Consider the following 16,287-nt stretch of genomic DNA (forward strand, 5'->3'; position numbering starts at 1 on the left):
GTCTGCCGGCCCCCGTGGCCGCCCCCGATCGCGGCCGGCATTCTGCGTCGCCGGGAGCCGAACGCCCGCACGGAGCCCGCGATCGCGACCCAAGCGGCCGGGACTTTTTTCAGGTGGTGGAGGCCCGTCCCCAACAGCAAAAAGATCGCGCGCCCAGCGGTGACCGCAGCGGCAGGCACAACGGCGGGGTAAGCAGCCGAACGCGACCGGTTGGTGACGCACTGAAGCCTGCCTGCCGCGGTGCCCGCGCCCGCTCCCACCCGGTCCCAGTGGCGCCGAGCGACCACCGCTCAAGCAAGCACGACTTTTCTCAGCCGGTGGAGGCCCCTCCCCAACAGCAAAAAAGTCGTGTCAAGACCAGGAGCGCCGGGGAGCGAGGGACGGCTCCGCCCCGGCCACCGCAACCGACCCGGTCACCGCAACCGACCCGGCCACCGCAACCGACCCGGCCGCGGTGAGCGGCCGGACGAGCGCTATCCACCCCGGCAAAAACCGCGCCAGTCCCCAAGCCCGGCTTCGCCCGACCGAGCATTCCGCTCGAACCGCACCTCGCCGCTGGCTGGGCCGGGCTCGGCTTGGTCCGGTTCGGCTTCGCTCAGGTCGGCCCGGCTCATTCGGGCAGGTCAGGCGGCGGGCAGCTCGGTCTGGCCTTGGTCTGGCCCGGCGGTGCAGCGTGGCGGCCTGGTCCGACTCGGCTGGGGTGGTGGGTGGCGGCTGCGGGTGCCGTCGGCGGGGGCCGGGGTTGCCGGGGGTTGGCCGGGGCGGGGGTCGCGGGTTTTTGTCGGCCTGGGGAGGCTGCTCCACGACCGCAATAAAGAGTGCGTCGGCCCGCGGGTGCCCGGGGGTGTGGGCGCCGCGGGGGTCAGGGAGAAGGGTGCCGGCTTCCGGGGCCCGCCGGGCGCAAGCGCGCATGACTTTTATTGGTGTCGTGGAGGGGTGTCCACCGGTGCAATAAGAAGACCCCGCGCCCGGGATCGGGTGCGGGGCTGGTGGGGGCCCGGGCGTGGTGGGGCGGGTGGTTCGACCGGGTGGGCGGGCTCGGGAGGGCCGCAGGTCAGGGCAGCCCAGGGCGAGGCAGGTAGGTCAGGGCAGGTGGGTCAGGCGGTGGGTGCTGGCTGGGGTCAGCCGCGGGCGCGCTGCTTGATGCGGGACGTCAGCTCCTGCACCTGGTCGTACACGCGCCTGCGCTCGGCCATCTCCTTGCGGATCTTCTTGTCGGCGTGCATGACCGTGGTGTGGTCGCGCCCGCCGAAGGTCTGGCCGATCTTGGGGAGGGAGAGGTCGGTGAGTTCGCGACACAGGTACATCGAGATCTGGCGGGCCTGGGCAAGCGCTTTCGTCTTGCCAGGACCGCACAGGTCGTCGATGGCCACGCCGAAGTACTCGGCGGTCACGGCCATGATCGTGGCGGCGCTGATCTCGGGGGCCTGGGAGTCGGGGATCAGGTCGCGCAGGACTATCTCGGCCAGGGTGACGTCGACCGGTTGGCGGTTGAGGGAGGCGAAGGCGGTCACCCGGATGAGGGCGCCCTCCAGTTCGCGGATGTTGGCCTCGACCCGGGCGGCGATGAACTCCAGGACCTCGGCGGGGGCGGCCAGGCGGTCCTGGGCGGCCTTCTTGCGGAGGATGGCGATGCGGGTTTCCAGCTCGGGGGGCTGGATGTCGGTGATCAGACCCCACTCGAACCGGGTGCGCAGCCGGTCCTCCAGGGTTTCCAGCCGCTTGGGCGGGCGGTCGGAGGAGACGACGATCTGCTTGTTCGCGTTGTGCAGGGTGTTGAAGGTGTGGAAGAACTCCTCCTGGGTGCCTTCCTTGCCCTCCAGGAACTGGATGTCGTCGACCAGCAGCACGTCGATGTCGCGGTAGCGGCGCTGGAAGGCCACCTTCCGGTCGTCGCGCAGCGAGTTGATGAAGTCGTTGGTGAACTCCTCGGTCGACACGTACCGCACCCGCATACCGGGGAACAGGCGCTGGGCGTAGTGGCCGACCGCGTGCAGCAGGTGGGTCTTGCCCAAGCCGGACTCGCCCCAGATGAACAGCGGGTTGTAGGCGCGGGCGGGTGCCTCGGCCACCGCGACCGACGCCGCGTGCGCGAACCGGTTGGAGGCGCCGATGACGAAGGTGTCGAACGTGTACTTCTCGTTCAGCCTGGTCTTGGAGGTCTGCGGCTGGGCGGGCGCGGTGTAGGGCTGCCCGCTGACCGGGGGCTGGCCGGTGAACGTCGGCCAGATCTCGTGGACGGTGGCGAGCGCGTCGGCGGTCTCGTCCACCTCCTCGGAGTCGTCGTCGTCGAGGGAGAGCACCGGGTGGGCCGCGTCGCCCGTGTACTGGCCGGGGGCCTCGGCGACCGGGGCCGCCGCGGCGGCGGCGACGTCCGCGGCCGGGATGGTGATGGTGTCGCCGTCGAGGTTCAGCGGGGGGGCGACCGGCGGGAGGACCGGCGGGACCGCGGCCCGGCTCGGGGCGGTGGGGGCGGCGTCGACCTTGACCGCCAGCGACACCACCCGGCCCAGCCGCCGCGACAGGGCCGCGGTGATCGGCTCGCGCAGCGCGCGCTCGATCGCCTCCTTGGCGAAGTCGCTCGGCGCGGACAGCAGGGCGGTGCCGTCGAGCAGGCCGATCGGCCTGGTCATCCGCATCCACGCGCGCTGCGAGGGGGACAGGGTGCCCGCGGACAGCTCGCGCACGACCTGTTCCCAGACCACACCGAGATTCATCTGGTGCTCGGACAACGCCGCTCCCCTCCCCTCGCGGGCATGCTCGATCAAGGCTCGTGCCGGATGTTGGGTCAGGACCGTGGGTGTCGTCAAACGAGCATCCACAGGGTTGTCCACAACTGTGTACGAAGGTACGGCGAACCTCAGGAGGCACCCGGCGTGGGGCTTCAAGGTACTCAGTGGTTCTGCGGCACCGACCCGGCAGGGGCTCCCATCCCCGGCAGTCGGGCAAGGGACAGCACGGTAACAACGGCCGCCTGCCGCCACAAGGCGCCCCCGTCCGGCGACCCGGATTTGAGCCCCGGCGACCGGGTGCGTACCCTCAACAGGTCTCCCGCTTGCGGCGGGTGGGTTCCGCGTGCCTTTCGGTCGCGACCCACCGGCTCGTGAACCGGCAGGGGGGCCGCGGAGACCTGATAGACCAGCCAGACCGGGAGATTGAGTCGTGAGCAAGCGCACCTTCCAGCCGAACAACCGCCGTCGCGCCAAGACGCACGGCTTCCGCCTGCGCATGCGCACCCGCGCGGGCCGGGCCATCATCGCCACCCGTCGCCGCCGGGGCCGCGACAAGCTGTCGGCCTGATCCCAGCCCGTCGCCGTGCTCCCCGCGGCCTCGCGGCTGACCAACAGCGCGGAGTTCCGCTCGGTGACCAAGCGCGGTCGCCGAGCGGGCCGTCCCCGACTCGTGGTGCACGCCGTGACGGCGGGGACGCGTGACGCCCAACCCGAAGCCGACCCCCGCGCGTCGCGGACCCCCGCGACGCCGAGGGTCGGTTTCGTCGTGAGCAAGGCAGTGGGCAACGCGGTGGTCCGCCACCGGGTGGCCCGCAGGCTCCGGCACGTGGCGGCCGACCGGCTCGGAACTCTTCCCCCCGGCAGCGCGTTGGTCGTGCGGGCACTCCCCATGGCGGCCGGGGCGAGCAGCGCTGAACTCGGCCGGGACTTCGACGCGGCGATCCGCAGGCTCGGCCTGCTCGGTGGCGGTCGCGGCGGTGATGATCGCGGAACTGACGATCGCGGCACTGGCGGTGGCGGGTGAACGACGGGACGACGGTCGACGACCGGGCGGCCGATGCCGCCCGGCCCGGCCCGGTGGCCGCGGTCCTGCTGCTGCCGGTGCGCGCCTACCGGCGGTGGATCTCGCCGTTCCTGCCGCCCGCGTGCCGGTTCCACCCGAGTTGCAGTGCCTATGCGGTCGAGGCGCTCACCGCGCACGGCGCGGTCCGCGGTTCTTGGCTCGCCCTGCGCAGACTGCTGCGGTGCGGCCCCTGGCACCCTGGTGGGCTCGACCCCGTGCCACCCAGGACACACGACCCCGGGAAGACCAGCCCGGCCGATCAGACAGCAGCCGAGGAGTAGTCCGTGCTCGATTTCATCTACTACCCGGTGTCCTTCATCCTCTGGTGTTGGCACTGGGTCTTCGGCCACATCTTCGGTGACGCCAGCGCGATCGCCTGGGCCCTGGGCATCGTGTTCCTCGTCTTCACCCTGCGCGCGATCATGTTCAAGCCCATGGTCAACCAGGTGCGCTCGATGAAGAAGATGCAGGAGTTCGCGCCGGAGATCAAGAAGCTCCAGAAGAAGTACGCGAACGACAAGCAGAAGCTCGCCCAGGAGATGCAGAAGCTCCAGTCGCAGCACGGGGTCAACCCGCTCGGCGGCTGCCTGCCGATGCTGCTGCAGATCCCGGTGTTCATCGGTCTGTTCCACGTGCTCCGCGAGTTCAAGCCGGGCAAGACCGAGAACTACTACTTCGACGAGCAGGGCGTGTCGTCCTACATCCAGGCCGACCTCCTCGGTGCCCGCCTCGGCAACTGGATCACCCAGCCCGCCGTCGAGCTGGCCAACTTCCAGGTCTCCCGCGGCGCGATCATCCTGGTGGCCCTGCCGCTGATGATCGCCGCGAGCGCGCTGACCCACCTCACCGCGCGGCACTCGGTCAGCAGGCAGAACCCGGAGTCGGCCACCCCGCAGACCGCGATCATGAACAAGCTGACGCTCTACATCTTCCCGCTGGGCGTCCTCGTCGGTGGCTTCTTCTTCCCCATCGGCCTGATCCTGTACTGGCTGAGCAACAACAGCTGGACCCTCTGGCAGCAGCGCTTCGTCTACAAGCGGATCGACGCCGAGGAGGCCGCCGCCAAGGAGGCGGCGATCGCCAAGCGCTCCGCGACCGCCCCCAAGCCGGGGCAGCGGCCGACCGCCCCCCGCCCGGGGCAGAAGCCGCAGGCGAAGAAGCCCGCCGCCCAGCCCGCGGACGGCGCCACCGCCAAGGCCCCCGAGTCGGACCCGACGAAGGCGGCGCCCGCCGAGAAGCCGACCGGCACCGGCTCGACCGCGTCGACGGGGTCCACCGGCTCCACCGCGGGCGGCACCGAGATTCCCGGTCTGATCTCAGACCGTTCCCGCAAGAAGTCAGGTCGCAAGAACCGCTGACGCAGTTCGACCTGGAGAGGAGAGACCGTGCCGGAGACGGTGCAGGAAGCGTCCGAGCTGGCCACCACCGAGGTGGCCGAGGACGGGTCCGAGGCGAGCGCCGAGCGCTCCCCCGGCTCGACCGAGGAGCTGCTGGTCCAGGAGGGCGACATCGCCGGTGACTACCTGGAGCGCCTGCTCGACATCCTCGACTACGACGGCGACATCGACCTCGACGTCGAGGCCAGTCGCGCGGTGGTGAGCATCGACGGCGGGGAGGACCTGGAGAAGCTGGTGGGTCCCCGGGGCAACGTCCTGGAGTCCCTCCAGGAGCTGACCCGCCTGGCGGTCCAGCAGGAGACCGGTACCCGCAGCAGGCTGATGCTCGACATCGCGGGCTGGCGCGCGGACCGCCGCGAGGAGCTGAAGGACCTCGGCACCGCCACGGCGCAGAAGGTCCTGTCCAGCGGTGAGCGCGTCCGCCTCCAGCCGATGACCCCGTTCGAGCGCAAGGTCGTCCACGACGCCGTCGCGGCGGTCGCGGGCGTGCACAGCGAGAGCGAGGGTGAGGACCCCCGCCGTCGCGTGGTGGTCTTCCCCCAGTAGTCCGCAGGCACGAAGCCGAGGCGCGGCCCCCTCCCAGTCGGAGGGGGCCGCGCCTTTTTGCGTGCCCACGTTTCACGTGAAACGTGGCGGCGCGGGAAGGTGGGTGCCGGCCCCGTTCCGACTCGGCGCGGTGGTGGCGGTGTGCGATCGCGGCACCCGATCGAGCGCCTACCCGTGAGCCGACGTCGTCCACGCTGCGTCATGGGTGAGAATGGGGGCGGACGTTTCACGTGGAACATGGATGGTGTGCTGCATGACCGAGGTCGACCGGTTGGAGGTGCCTTCGGTCGCTGCGGAGGTGTTCGGGGACCAGCTCCCCCGGGCTGAGCGGTTCGTCGAACTGCTCGCCGTGCACGGGGTGGAGCGGGGGCTGATCGGGCCGCGCGAGGTCGAGCGGCTGTGGTCGCGGCACGTGCTGAACTCCGCCGTCATCAGCGAGCAGGTGCCCCGGGACGCGCACGTGGTCGACGTGGGCTCGGGGGCGGGACTGCCCGGGGTGCCGCTGGCCATCGCCCGACCGGACCTGCGGGTGACGCTCGTCGAACCCATGGCCCGGCGGGTGGCGTGGCTGGACGAGGTCGTGGAGACTCTGGGCTTGTCGACCGTCACCGTGCTGCGGGGGCGGGCGGAGGAGCCCGCCGTCGTCGCCCAGGCGGCAGGTGCCGACGTGGTCACCGCCCGGGCCGTCGCCCCGCTCGCCAAGCTCTGCGGTTGGTGCCTCCCACTGGTCCGCCAGGGTGGTGCGGTCGTGGCGCTGAAGGGGGCGAGCGCAACCGAGGAGATCGAGCGGGACCGGCGTGCCGTGGTGAAGGCCGGTGGCGCCGAACCCCGCGTGGTCACCTGCGGGGCCGTACTGGACGAACCGACGACGGTGGTCGTCGTCGAACGCGTGAGGCCCGTCGCCGGGCGTGACCGGCCCCGGCGGGCGAGGAAGGATCAGGGTGCACATCGAGCTTGAGATCGGAGCCATGATGTTCCACGTGAAACCGGCGCCGGAAACCGCGCCGCAGGGAGTGTGCTGACCGATGGACCAGCCCTCCCCCGCGTCCGTCGCAGGCTGGACGCCGATCGCCGAGGAAGCCGCCCGGGCCACCCGCCTCAAGCACCCGGACCGGATGTTCCCCCCGCCCGCGCACCGCCGGGTCATCACCGTCTCCAACCAGAAGGGCGGCGTCGGCAAGACGACCAGCACGGTCAACCTCGCCGCCGCGCTCGCCATGCACGGGCTCCGGGTGCTCGTCATCGACCTGGACCCGCAGGGCAACGCCAGCACCGCGCTCGGCGTCGAGCACCGCTCCGGCACACCGTCGGTCTACGAGGTGCTGCTGGGTGAGGTAACCGTGGCGGACGCCGCCCAGGTGAGCGACCAGTCCGACAGCCTGTTCTGCGTGCCCGCCACCATCGACCTCGCCGGTGCCGAGATCGAGCTGGTGTCGATGGCCTCCCGGGAGTCCCGGCTCAAGGAGGCGCTGTCCGACGAGGCGCTCGACGAGCTGAACCCGGACTACGTCTTCATCGACTGCCCGCCGTCCCTCGGGCTGCTGACCGTCAACGCGATGGTCGCCGCCCAGGAGGTGCTGATCCCGATCCAGTGCGAGTACTACGCGCTGGAGGGGTTGAGCCAGCTGCTCCGCAACATCGAGCTGGTGCAGGCGCACCTGAACCGCTCCCTGGTGGTCTCCACCATCCTGCTCACCATGTACGACGGTCGCACCAAGCTGGCCGACCAGGTGACCAACGAGGTCCGCCACCACTTCGGTGAGACCGTGCTCAAGACCGTCATCCCGCGCAGCGTCAAGGTGTCCGAGGCCCCCGGCTACGGCCAGACCGTGCTCGCGTACGACCCCGGCTCCCGCGGCTCCCTGAGCTACTTGGACGCCGCACGTGAGGTAGCCGAACGAGGAGCGGAGACGCCGCAATGAGCGGTTCAGGACCAGCCGGACGCAAGGGCGGACTGGGGCGCGGGCTGGCCGCGCTCATCCCCCAGGGACCACCCGCGGGGAACTCGCTGCCCGGTTCGGGCAGCCTCAAGCTGCCCACCCGGACCGCCGAGGCGCCGGTGGACACCGCCGCCGCTCCCCCGGCCGAGCACACCGGCGCGGTGGCGGGGGCGGTGTACCGGGAGATCCCGACGTCGGCGATCAAGGCGAACCCGAAGCAGCCCCGGCAGGTCTTCGACGAGGACGCGCTCAGCGAGCTGGAGCACTCGATCCGCGAGTTCGGCCTCATGCAGCCGATCGTGGTGCGCGAGCTGGGTGACGACACCTACGAACTGGTCATGGGTGAGCGGCGGCTGCGGGCGTCGCAGCGGGCCGACATGGACCGCATCCCGGCGATCGTGCGGCAGACCGCGGACGACGCGATGCTGCGCGACGCGCTGCTGGAGAACATCCACCGGGCGCAGCTCAACCCGCTCGAAGAGGCGGCGGCCTACCAGCAGCTACTGGACGAGTTCGCGGTGACGCACGAGGAGCTGGCGGGTCGGATCGGGCGCAGCAGGCCGGTCATCACCAACACCATCCGGCTGCTCAAGCTGCCCCTCCCCGTGCAGCGCCGCGTCGCGGCCGGGGTGTTGTCGGCCGGGCACGCCCGCGCGCTGCTCGGCTTGGACGACGCGGGGGCGCAGGAGGAGCTGGCGACCCGGATCGTCGCGGAGGGGTTGTCGGTCCGCGCGACCGAGGAGGCGGTGACCCTGGCGAAGGGCGAGCCCGCGGCGAAGCCGAAGGCGGCCCCGCGCAAGCCGATGCAGGCGCCGGGGCTCCAGGCGGTCGCGGAGCGGCTGTCGGACAAGTTCGACACCCGGGTCAAGGTCGAGCTGGGGCGCCGGAAGGGCCGGATCGTGGTCGAATTCGGCTCGGTGGACGACCTGGAGCGGATCGTCGAGATGATGTCGGACAAAGGGGCAAATCGGACATGAGAAAGGCGCAGGGGATCACCCCGGCGCCTTATGTCACGGTGACGATTGCTCCGCGTGCGGTGGGACTGACTCAGCGTGCGCGGGCCACGGCGCGCTCGACGAGCCCCGCGTAGATCTCCCCGAAGGACAGACCGGCCGCCTCGATGGCCATCGGCACCAGCGAGGTCTCGGTCAGTCCCGGCGAGAGGTTCACCTCCAGGAAGTGCACCGCGCCGTCGGCGTCCACGACGGCGTCGGTGCGCGACACGTCCCGCAGCCCGAGCAGCCGGTGCGCCGACACGGCGAGGTCGGCCACCGCCGCCGCGGTCTCTGGGCTCAGCCGGGCCGGGGTGTGGAAGGTGGTGAGCCCGGCGGTGTAGCGGGCGGTGTAGTCGTACACCCCGGACTCCGGGGAGATCTCCACCGCGGGCAGCGCCGTCGGCCCGTCGGGCCCGTCGATGACCGTCACGGCCACCTCGACCCCGTCGACGTACCGCTCGGCGAGCACGGTGTCGCTGTAGGCCAGGCAGCCGACCATCGCCGTCGGCAGGTCACCCGCCTCCCGCACCACCTGCGCGCCCAGCGCCGAACCGCCCTGGTCGGGCTTGAGCATCATCGGCAGCCCGAGCCGCTCCACCATGGCGTCGAGCACCGGCTGCGCGCCCAGCTCGCGGAACGTGCTGTGCGGCAGCACCACCCAGTCCGGCGTCAGCAGCCCGGCGCGGGCCAGCTCCGCCTTGGCGCTCGGCTTGTCCCACCCGCGGCGGCACGCATTGACGTCGGCGCCCACGTACGGGATGCCGAGCAGCTCCAGCACCGTCTGGATCGACCCGTTCTCCCCCTCGCCGCCGTGCAGCGCGATCACCACCGCGTCCGGCCGGGACTCCCGCAGCCGCGGCAGCAGCGACGCGTCGGCGTCCCACTCCTCCACCGCGACCCCGGCGGAGCGCAGCGCGGCCGACACCCGGCGGCCGGAGCGCAGCGACACGTCGCGCTCGTGGGACAGACCTCCGGCGAGCACAGCGACCCAGCGGTCGGACACGGCGAACTCCTCGATTTGACCGGCTGAACCGGACGGCGAACATTCCGAACAGGACCGGCGGCGGACACCGGGACAGCGCCGGACGGTACCGGGTGCGGTCGTCAGGCCGTGTCGGGGGAAGGCGTCTGCGGACCGGTCAGCGAGCGGCTGTTGGTCGGGCCGAACGTGTTGAGCAGGTCGATCTCCTGCGCCAGCACGCCCGCGAGCCGCCGCACGCCCTCGGAGATCCGCTCCGGCGGCGGGTAGCAGAACGACAGGCGCATCTGCCTGCTGCCGAACCCGTCCGCGTAGAACCCGGTGCCCGGCACGTACGCCACCCTGGCGGTGACCGCGCGCGGCTGCATCGCCTTGGTGTCCACGCCCTCGGGCACGGTCATCCACACGAAGAAGCCGCCGTCGGGGTTGGTCCAGCTACACCCGGCGGGCATGTGCTGCTCCAACCCGGAGATCAGCGCGTCGCGCCGCTCGCGGTACATGGTCTGGAAGGACTTGATCTGGCCCTTCCAGTCGTGCGTGGCCAGGTAGCGGGACACGACCAGTTGGTTGAGCGTGGGGGCGCACAGCGCGGCCGACTCGGCGGCCAGGACCAGCTTCTCCCGGACCGCGTGCGGGGCCAGCGCCCAGCCGACGCGCAGGCCGGAGGCGAAGGTCTTGGAGAACGAGCCCAGGTAGATGACGTTGTCGCGGTCCATCGAGCGCAGCGCCGGGTAGATCTGCCCGTCGAAGCCGAGCAGGCCGTACGGGTTGTCCTCGACGACCAGCACGTCGTGCTCGGCGCAGATGTCGAGGACCTCGGCCCGCCGGGCGACCGCCATGGTCACGCCCGCGGGGTTGTTGAAGTTCGGGATCGTGTAGAGGAACTTGACCCGCCGACCGGCCTGCTTGGCGGCGTCCAAGGCCGCGCGCAGCGCCTCCGGGACCAAGCCGTCGGCGTCCATCACCACGTGCCGGACCTCGGCCTGGTAGGAGGCGAAGGTGCCCAGCGCGCCGACGTAGGACGGCCCCTCGGCGAGCACGATGTCGCCGGGGTCGCAGAAGATGCGGGTGACCAGGTCCAGGGCCATCTGCGAGCCGACCGTGACGACCAGGTCGTCCGGGTGCCCGGAGATGCCCTCCAGCGCCATGACCTCGCAGATCTGCTCCCGTAGCTGCGGGACGCCGTGCGCGGAGCCGTATTGCAGGGCGGTGAGCCCCTCCTCGGCGATGATCTGCCCGATCTGCTCCGACAGCGACTCCAGCGGCAGCGCCGCCAGGTTCGGCATCCCACCGGCCAGCGACACCACCTCGGGCCTGCTCGCCACCGCGAACAGCGCCCGGACCTCGGATGCGGTCATCCCGCCCGCCCGCGCCGCGTAGCGCCGCAGGTGCGGGTCGAGGCTGCGGGAGCCGGTTCTCTCGGGCTGCTGTCCAGGCGTGGTCATGGCTCGCTCCGTCGCTGTCAAGTCCGATCGAGTGTAACCGGAGGGGTGACTTACCTCCGATAATCGGTCCCTGCGGTTCCGGCGCAGCTCACATCGCCCTATTGTTGGACAGGTCATGTTGTGTTGACCGTTGTCACCCATGCAACTCGCCCGTCGGCGATCCGTGCGGGCGTTGCGACAGGTCCGCGAGGCACAGGAGGTTGGGTGTCCCGACGTGTCGTGGGCGTCACCCTGGACAACCTGGAGCACCTGCCGAAGCACTGCCGCGGCTGCGTGTACTGGGAGCTGGCGCCGCACCTGAAGGAGCAGGCCGAGGAGTTCGGCACGACCGAGCTGGAGAAGGAGGCCTGGGTCTCCAGCGTGCTGCTGGAGTGGGGCTCCTGCGGTCGGGTCGTCTACAGCGACAAGCTCCCGGTCGGGTTCGTGCTCTACGCCCCGCCGAACGCCGTGCCCCGCGCGTCGGCCTTCCCGACGTCGCCGATCAGCGCCGACGCCGTCGTGCTCACCGGCTTCCACGTCGTCCCGGAGTTCCGCGGTGGCGGGCTGGGCCGGATGCTGGTGCAGGCGGTGGCCAAGGACCTCACCCGCCGCGGTGTGAAGGCGATCGAGGCCTTCGGCGACGCGCAGCCGGACGAGGAGCGCTCCTGCGTGGTCCCGGCCGACTTCCTGACCAGCGTCGGCTTCAAGACCGTGCGCCCGCACCCCCGCTGGCCCCGGCTGCGGCTGGAGCTGCGCACCGGGATCACCTGGAAGGAAGACGTCGAGGCGGCCCTGGAGCGCCTGCTGAACACCGTCTCGGTGTCCACCGCGAACCCGGTCCTGCAACGCGGGTGACCGCTGGCAGACGCCCCCGCAAGGGTTTGCGGGGGCGGTCGCTCAGCCCCGGGCCAGCAGCTCGTGGGCCATCACGTCGGCGAAGCTGAACGTGCCGGTGGGCTGGTCGTTCTCCCCCAGCAGGTACAGCCGCTTCACCGCCACGACGATGCCCTCGGCGACCACGTCCCGGAACGCCGGGTCGACCAGCCGGGCCCGGTCCTCGGCGTTGGACAGGTAGCCGATCTCGATCCGCACCGCCGGGCAGCGGGTCAGCCGCAGCACGTCCCACGTCTTGGGGTGGGTGCCGCAGTCGCGCAACCCGGTGCGCTTGGCCAGTTCGCGCTGGATCAGCCCGGCCATCGCCTCGCCCAGGGTGGACGTGGCGCCGTTGCCGGTGCCGAAGTGGAAGCTCGCCACCCCCTGCGCGTGCGGGGAGCTGTTGGCGTCGGTGTGCAGGGACAGCACCAGGTCGGCCCCGGCGTCGTTGGCGAACCGGGCGCGCTCGGACTCGTCCGGGCACTGGTCGGGGCCGCGGGAGAGCAGCGCCTCCATGCCGGTGGCCACCATCCGGCCCTCCAGCCTGCTGGCCAGGTCCCACATCAGCGCGGCCTCGGTGACGTCCCCGGCGACGATCCCGGTGTCGGCGCCGCCGTGGCCGGGGTCGATCACGATCCGCTTGCCGCGCAGCCGCGGCCCCGAGCGGCGGACCCGCTCCTGCTCGCGCAGCAGCACCGGGCGACCGCCGCGGGCGCGCGGGGAGAGCTGGCGCAGCGCGCGCACCGTCTCCGGGCCGCAGATGCCGTCCACGGTCAGGCCGTAGTCGCGCTGGAAGTTGCGCAGCGCCGCCTCGGTCTGCCCGACGAACACGCCGTTCGGGCGGCCCGCGTCGTAACCCAGCTCCAGCAGCCGCTCCTGCAGGGTGAGCACGTCGTCACCGGTGATCGGGGCGGACACCATGTACGCCAGCGGGCGACCGCCGAGCTGGTGGGTGGCGTCGCGCAGCGCCCGGTAGGTGGCCGGGCCGACCAGCCCGTCAGTGATCAGCCCGCGCTGCTGCTGGAACGCGCGGATCGCGCCCTCCATCAGCGGGTCGAACAGGACTTGCTCGGCCGGGCCGGTGACCGGGGGCAACAGGCCCAACGCTGCGAGCGTGGACCGAACCTCGGCCACGGCCGGTCCCCCATCGCCGCGGCGCAGTACCCGCATTCACGCTCTCGCTCTCCGGACGGGCACCCGCGGGAAGGGACGGGCGCGGAATCGGTGACGACTGACCATTGTGCCTTGTCCACCTGGCTTGCACCCGGAGGGGCGTGCGACATGCGAACGGGGCCCGTGCGTCGTAGACAGGACGCACGGGCCCCGGGTCGGGGTTGCCTCGGTTTGGGCTGATCAGCGGATCAGGCAGGGATCGGCCCGGGATCTCAACCCAGGTAGTCGGCGAGGTCCTTGAGCAGCACGGCCTTCGGCTTGGCGCCCACGATCGTCTTCACCGGCTTCCCGCCCTGGAACACGATCATCGTCGGCACCGACATGATCTGGTAGTCGCGCGCGGTGCCCGGGTTCTTGTCGATGTCGACCTTCGCCACGGTGATCTTGTCCTTGTTCTCGCCCGCGATCTCGTCCAGCACCGGCGAGACCATCCGGCACGGCCCGCACCAGGTCGCCCAGAAGTCCACGATCACCGGCTTCTCGCTGGTCAGGACCTCGTCCACGAAGGTCTTGTCGGTCACGTCAACGGTGTTGCCAGCCATCTCTTCTTCTCCTCAGACAGGTTGCGGGGATGTCAGTTGGTGCCGGGGCCGTAGCCGCCGCCGACCAGCTCGGGGGCCGACTCGGCCTGCGCCGAACCGTGCTCGGCGAGCCAGCGCTCGGCGTCGATCGCGGCCGCGCAGCCCGACCCCGCGGCGGTGATGGCCTGGCGGTACTCGTGGTCGACCAGGTCGCCCGCGGCGAACACGCCGTCGAGGTTGGTGTAAGTGCTCTTGCCCCTGGTCACCACGTAGCCCTCGTCGTCCACGTCGACCTGGCCGGTGACCAGCGCGCTGCGCGGGTCGTGGCCGATGGCCAGGAAGAAGCCGGTGACGTCGAGCGTGGACTCCGCGCCGGTCTTGGTGTCGCGCAGCCTGAGACCCTTGACGGTCCCGTCGCCGGTGACCTCGGTGACCTTGGAGTTGAGCTGCCAGCGGATCTTCTCGTTGGCCCTGGCCCGCTCCAGCATGATCCGGGAGGCGCGGAAGTCCTCGCGCCGGTGGATGACGGTGACCGACCTGGCGAACCGGGTGAGGAAGGTGGCCTCCTCCATCGCCGAGTCGCCGCCGCCGAGCACGGCGATGTCCTGGTCGCGGAAGAAGAAGCCGTCGCAGGTGGCGCACGCCGACACGCCGCGGCCGAGCATCTCCTGCTCACCGGGCACGTTCAGGTAGCGCGCGGCGGCGCCCATCGCCAGGATGACCGCGCGCGCGGCGTAGCGGACGCCGTTGGCGGTGACGTACTTGACCTCGCCGGTCAGCTCGACCTCGTCGACGTCCTCGGCGCGCAGCTCGGCGCCGAACCGCTCGGCCTGCGCGCGCATCTGCTCCATCAGGTCGGGGCCCATGATGCCGTCGCGGAAGCCGGGGAAGTTCTCCACCTCGGTGGTCGTCATCAGCGCCCCACCGAACTGCGACCCCTCGAACACCAGTGGTTCGAGCTGGGCGCGAGCGGCGTACACGGCGGCCGTGTACCCGGCCGGACCGGAACCGACGATGATCAGGTTACGGATCTGGTCCGCTTCCGCAGCCATGCTGCTCCTCCGTCGACAAGTCGCCAGGGCCGTTTCCCTGGCGCTCTCGTGTCAACGCGATCGTATGCGCCGGTTGTTCCGCGCCCGCCGGTGACGGGTCGCACCGGCGCGACCGCCGGGGAAGACCGCGTCAGCCGATGACGGTGTCGGCCAGTGCGGAGCAATCCGGCTCGACCACCAGCACCCGGAACTTCCCCAGCTCACCGGGCACCAGCAGGATCGCCATCGTCCCGGGCTTGCCGTCGAGGGTCACCGGGCGCACGCCGATCGTCTGCGCCTTGGCCGGGTCGACGTCGTTGGCCGCCAGGCACCGGTCCAGCCCGGCCTGGTCGCCGAGGTCGCCGTAGTCCTTGGTGGTGCCGACCTTGCCGACCGCACCGCCCAGGTCGGAGCTGGAGGCCGCCAGCGGTGGCTGCGCCCCCGGGTCCTGCGTCTGCTCGCTGGGCGGCATCGCCGCCTTCGGCACGCCCGTCGTCGAGGTGGGCACGACCGCGATCGAGATCGCCACCGCGGCGGCGGCCGCGGTCAGCAGCCCACCCGCCCACGCGGCCACCCGGTTGCGCTTGCGCCGCGCGGCGGCCAGGTCGACCACCGGGGCCAGCCCCGGCTGCGGCGGCAGCGCCGCGACCGCCACCCCACCGCCGCCGGGGGCCCGTCGGGCCTCGGCGTCCAGTGCGGCGTCCAGGCGCGCGGCGAAGTGGGCGGGCATCGGCGCGACCGGGGCCGCGCCGAGGTCACCGAGGTCGGTGCGCACCGATTCCAGCGCGTCCAGGATCGCCCGCGCCGCCGGGTCCGCCTTCACCTGCGGCCACAACCGGGCGCTCTGCTCCCGGTCCAGCACCCCCGCGTGCAGGTCGGCGAGGAGGTCGACAGACCACGGCGGGCCTGAGGGGCCTCGACCGCCCCGAACCTCGTCCGTCATCGTCCCTCCCGCTGGCGCCTGCTCGGCACGTCTCGCCCGTCCATAGCGCCACCTGGGACGTTCGCATCTGCATCGGGGTTCCGCAGATGCCCGAGAACTTTCGCCAGCTTCGCCCGACCGCGCGCGCACCGGCTCTTCACGGTGCCCTCGGCGATGCCCAGCATCTTCGCCGTCTCGGCCACCGAGTAGCCCTCGACGTCCACCAGCAGGATCGGCACCCGCTGGTCCTCGGACAGGTCCTGCAACGCCGTCTGCACCACCAGGCGCGTCTCCCGCTCCGCCATCGCGTCGCGCGGGGTGACCGGCTCGCCCGGCCCGGTCTCCGGCAGCGGCACCGTCGGGCGGGCCTGCCTGCGCCGGACCCGGTCCAGGCAGGCGTTCACCACGATGCGGTGCAGCCACGTGGTCACCTGGGACTCGGCCCGGAACGACCCGGCCGCGCGGAACGCGGAGATGAAGGCCTCCTGCAGCGCGTCCGACGCCTCCTCCGGGTCGCGGAGGGTGCGCAGCGCGACGGCCCACATCCGGTCCCGGTGGCGGCGCACGAGCTCGGCGAAGGCGCGTGGATCCCCCGCGGCGTGCGCCGCGATGAGGTCGGCGTCCGAACTGGCAGCGGCGGTCACGCGAACAGGGTATAGGGCACTTCCCGGGCGGTGTGACCGGCTCAGAC

17 protein-coding genes are annotated in these 16,287 nt (G+C 71.7%); 9 read left to right on the plus strand and 8 right to left on the minus strand.

The window, feature by feature from the left end; all coding sequences use genetic code 11:
• Positions 1-1,121 precede the first annotated feature (1,121 nt).
• Entirely contained in the window at positions 1,122-2,732 is a 1,611-nt protein-coding gene (dnaA, locus tag L6E12_RS19445; protein WP_236229350.1) for a chromosomal replication initiator protein DnaA, read from the minus strand.
• 430 nt (positions 2,733-3,162) lie between these two features.
• Here dnaA and rpmH point away from each other — a divergent pair, with 430 nt between their 5' ends.
• The 8 genes from rpmH to L6E12_RS19485 all read left to right on the plus strand — a co-directional run bounded on the left by rpmH (position 3,163) and on the right by L6E12_RS19485 (position 8,655).
• Positions 3,163-3,300 carry a 50S ribosomal protein L34 gene (gene rpmH, locus L6E12_RS19450; RefSeq protein ID WP_236229351.1) on the plus strand — a complete coding sequence of 46 codons (138 nt, stop codon included), beginning with the start codon at positions 3,163-3,165 and terminating at the stop codon, positions 3,298-3,300.
• 15 nt (positions 3,301-3,315) lie between these two features.
• Positions 3,316-3,756 carry a ribonuclease P protein component gene (gene rnpA / locus L6E12_RS19455; protein ID WP_236229352.1) on the plus strand — a complete coding sequence of 147 codons (441 nt, stop codon included), beginning with the start codon at positions 3,316-3,318 and terminating at the stop codon, positions 3,754-3,756.
• The gene (yidD, locus tag L6E12_RS19460; RefSeq protein ID WP_236229353.1) at positions 3,753-4,076 is read left to right on the plus strand and encodes a membrane protein insertion efficiency factor YidD; all 324 of its coding nucleotides are present in this window, start codon (positions 3,753-3,755) and stop codon (positions 4,074-4,076) included. The genes rnpA and yidD overlap by 4 nt, the downstream gene beginning before the upstream one ends.
• A gap of 3 nt (positions 4,077-4,079) precedes the next feature.
• On the plus strand, positions 4,080-5,153 hold the full coding sequence (yidC, locus tag L6E12_RS19465; protein WP_236229354.1) for a membrane protein insertase YidC: 1,074 nt from the start codon (positions 4,080-4,082) through the stop codon (positions 5,151-5,153).
• Between the two features lie 72 nt (positions 5,154-5,225).
• A complete protein-coding gene (locus L6E12_RS19470) occupies positions 5,226-5,738 on the plus strand; it encodes a R3H domain-containing nucleic acid-binding protein (protein ID WP_236229393.1) in 513 nt (170 codons plus the stop codon).
• Positions 5,739-5,991: 253 nt separating this feature from the next.
• Positions 5,992-6,696: a 16S rRNA (guanine(527)-N(7))-methyltransferase RsmG gene (rsmG, locus tag L6E12_RS19475; RefSeq protein WP_236229355.1), complete on the plus strand. Its 705-nt coding sequence runs from the start codon at positions 5,992-5,994 to the stop codon at positions 6,694-6,696.
• A 67-nt stretch (positions 6,697-6,763) separates the two neighbouring features.
• Entirely contained in the window at positions 6,764-7,660 is an 897-nt protein-coding gene (locus tag L6E12_RS19480) for a ParA family protein (RefSeq protein ID WP_236229356.1), read from the plus strand.
• Positions 7,657-8,655, plus strand: a complete 999-nt coding sequence (locus tag L6E12_RS19485; protein ID WP_236229357.1) for a ParB/RepB/Spo0J family partition protein — start codon at positions 7,657-7,659, stop codon at positions 8,653-8,655. Before L6E12_RS19480 ends, L6E12_RS19485 begins: the two co-directional genes overlap by 4 nt.
• Before the next feature lie 70 nt (positions 8,656-8,725).
• Here the strand turns inward: L6E12_RS19485 and L6E12_RS19490 are convergent, their stop codons facing one another.
• Together L6E12_RS19490 and L6E12_RS19495 are read right to left on the minus strand one after the other, a co-directional pair.
• The gene (locus L6E12_RS19490) at positions 8,726-9,676 is read right to left on the minus strand and encodes a D-alanine--D-alanine ligase (protein WP_236229358.1); all 951 of its coding nucleotides are present in this window, start codon (positions 9,674-9,676) and stop codon (positions 8,726-8,728) included.
• 101 nt (positions 9,677-9,777) lie between these two features.
• Positions 9,778-11,097, minus strand: a complete 1,320-nt coding sequence (locus tag L6E12_RS19495; RefSeq protein ID WP_236229359.1) for a PLP-dependent aminotransferase family protein — start codon at positions 11,095-11,097, stop codon at positions 9,778-9,780.
• Positions 11,098-11,301: 204 nt separating this feature from the next.
• On the opposite strand from L6E12_RS19495, the gene L6E12_RS19500 reads away from it, so the two are divergent.
• Entirely contained in the window at positions 11,302-11,931 is a 630-nt protein-coding gene (locus L6E12_RS19500) for a GNAT family N-acetyltransferase (RefSeq protein ID WP_236229360.1), read from the plus strand.
• A gap of 42 nt (positions 11,932-11,973) precedes the next feature.
• Here the strand turns inward: L6E12_RS19500 and L6E12_RS19505 are convergent, their stop codons facing one another.
• The 5 genes from L6E12_RS19505 to sigM all read right to left on the minus strand — a co-directional run bounded on the left by L6E12_RS19505 (position 11,974) and on the right by sigM (position 16,240).
• Positions 11,974-13,119, minus strand: a complete 1,146-nt coding sequence (locus L6E12_RS19505) for an N-acetylmuramoyl-L-alanine amidase (RefSeq protein ID WP_236229361.1) — start codon at positions 13,117-13,119, stop codon at positions 11,974-11,976.
• Between the two features lie 215 nt (positions 13,120-13,334).
• On the minus strand, positions 13,335-13,664 hold the full coding sequence (gene trxA, locus L6E12_RS19510) for a thioredoxin (RefSeq protein ID WP_236229362.1): 330 nt from the start codon (positions 13,662-13,664) through the stop codon (positions 13,335-13,337).
• Between the two features lie 32 nt (positions 13,665-13,696).
• The gene (gene trxB / locus L6E12_RS19515; protein WP_236229363.1) at positions 13,697-14,695 is read right to left on the minus strand and encodes a thioredoxin-disulfide reductase; all 999 of its coding nucleotides are present in this window, start codon (positions 14,693-14,695) and stop codon (positions 13,697-13,699) included.
• Between the two features lie 130 nt (positions 14,696-14,825).
• Positions 14,826-15,617, minus strand: coding sequence for a hypothetical protein (locus L6E12_RS19520; protein ID WP_236229364.1), 792 nt, complete (start codon positions 15,615-15,617; stop codon positions 14,826-14,828).
• Complete coding sequence (gene sigM / locus L6E12_RS19525; RefSeq protein ID WP_236229365.1) at positions 15,614-16,240, minus strand: RNA polymerase sigma factor SigM; 627 nt, start codon at positions 16,238-16,240, stop codon at positions 15,614-15,616. The genes L6E12_RS19520 and sigM overlap by 4 nt, the downstream gene beginning before the upstream one ends.
• Positions 16,241-16,287: the final 47 nt, after the last annotated feature.

This window comes from Actinokineospora sp. PR83, from assembly GCF_021056305.1.
In the GTDB taxonomy this organism is placed as follows: domain Bacteria; phylum Actinomycetota; class Actinomycetes; order Mycobacteriales; family Pseudonocardiaceae; genus Actinokineospora; species Actinokineospora spheciospongiae.

What these genes read in the sequence shown, in the direction of transcription:
- rsmG (WP_236229355.1), top strand. Translation starts at nt 5,992, where the DNA reads ATGACCGAGGTCGACCGGTTGGAGGTGCCTTCGGTCGCTGCGGAGGTG.
- L6E12_RS19480 (WP_236229356.1), top strand. Translation starts at nt 6,764, where the DNA reads ATGGACCAGCCCTCCCCCGCGTCCGTCGCAGGCTGGACGCCGATCGCC.
- L6E12_RS19485 (WP_236229357.1), top strand. Translation starts at nt 7,657, where the DNA reads ATGAGCGGTTCAGGACCAGCCGGACGCAAGGGCGGACTGGGGCGCGGG.
- L6E12_RS19495 (WP_236229359.1), bottom strand. Translation starts at nt 11,097, where the DNA reads ATGACCACGCCTGGACAGCAGCCCGAGAGAACCGGCTCCCGCAGCCTC.
- L6E12_RS19505 (WP_236229361.1), bottom strand. Translation starts at nt 13,119, where the DNA reads ATGCGGGTACTGCGCCGCGGCGATGGGGGACCGGCCGTGGCCGAGGTT.
- trxA (WP_236229362.1), bottom strand. Translation starts at nt 13,664, where the DNA reads ATGGCTGGCAACACCGTTGACGTGACCGACAAGACCTTCGTGGACGAG.
- trxB (WP_236229363.1), bottom strand. Translation starts at nt 14,695, where the DNA reads ATGGCTGCGGAAGCGGACCAGATCCGTAACCTGATCATCGTCGGTTCC.
- L6E12_RS19520 (WP_236229364.1), bottom strand. Translation starts at nt 15,617, where the DNA reads ATGACGGACGAGGTTCGGGGCGGTCGAGGCCCCTCAGGCCCGCCGTGG.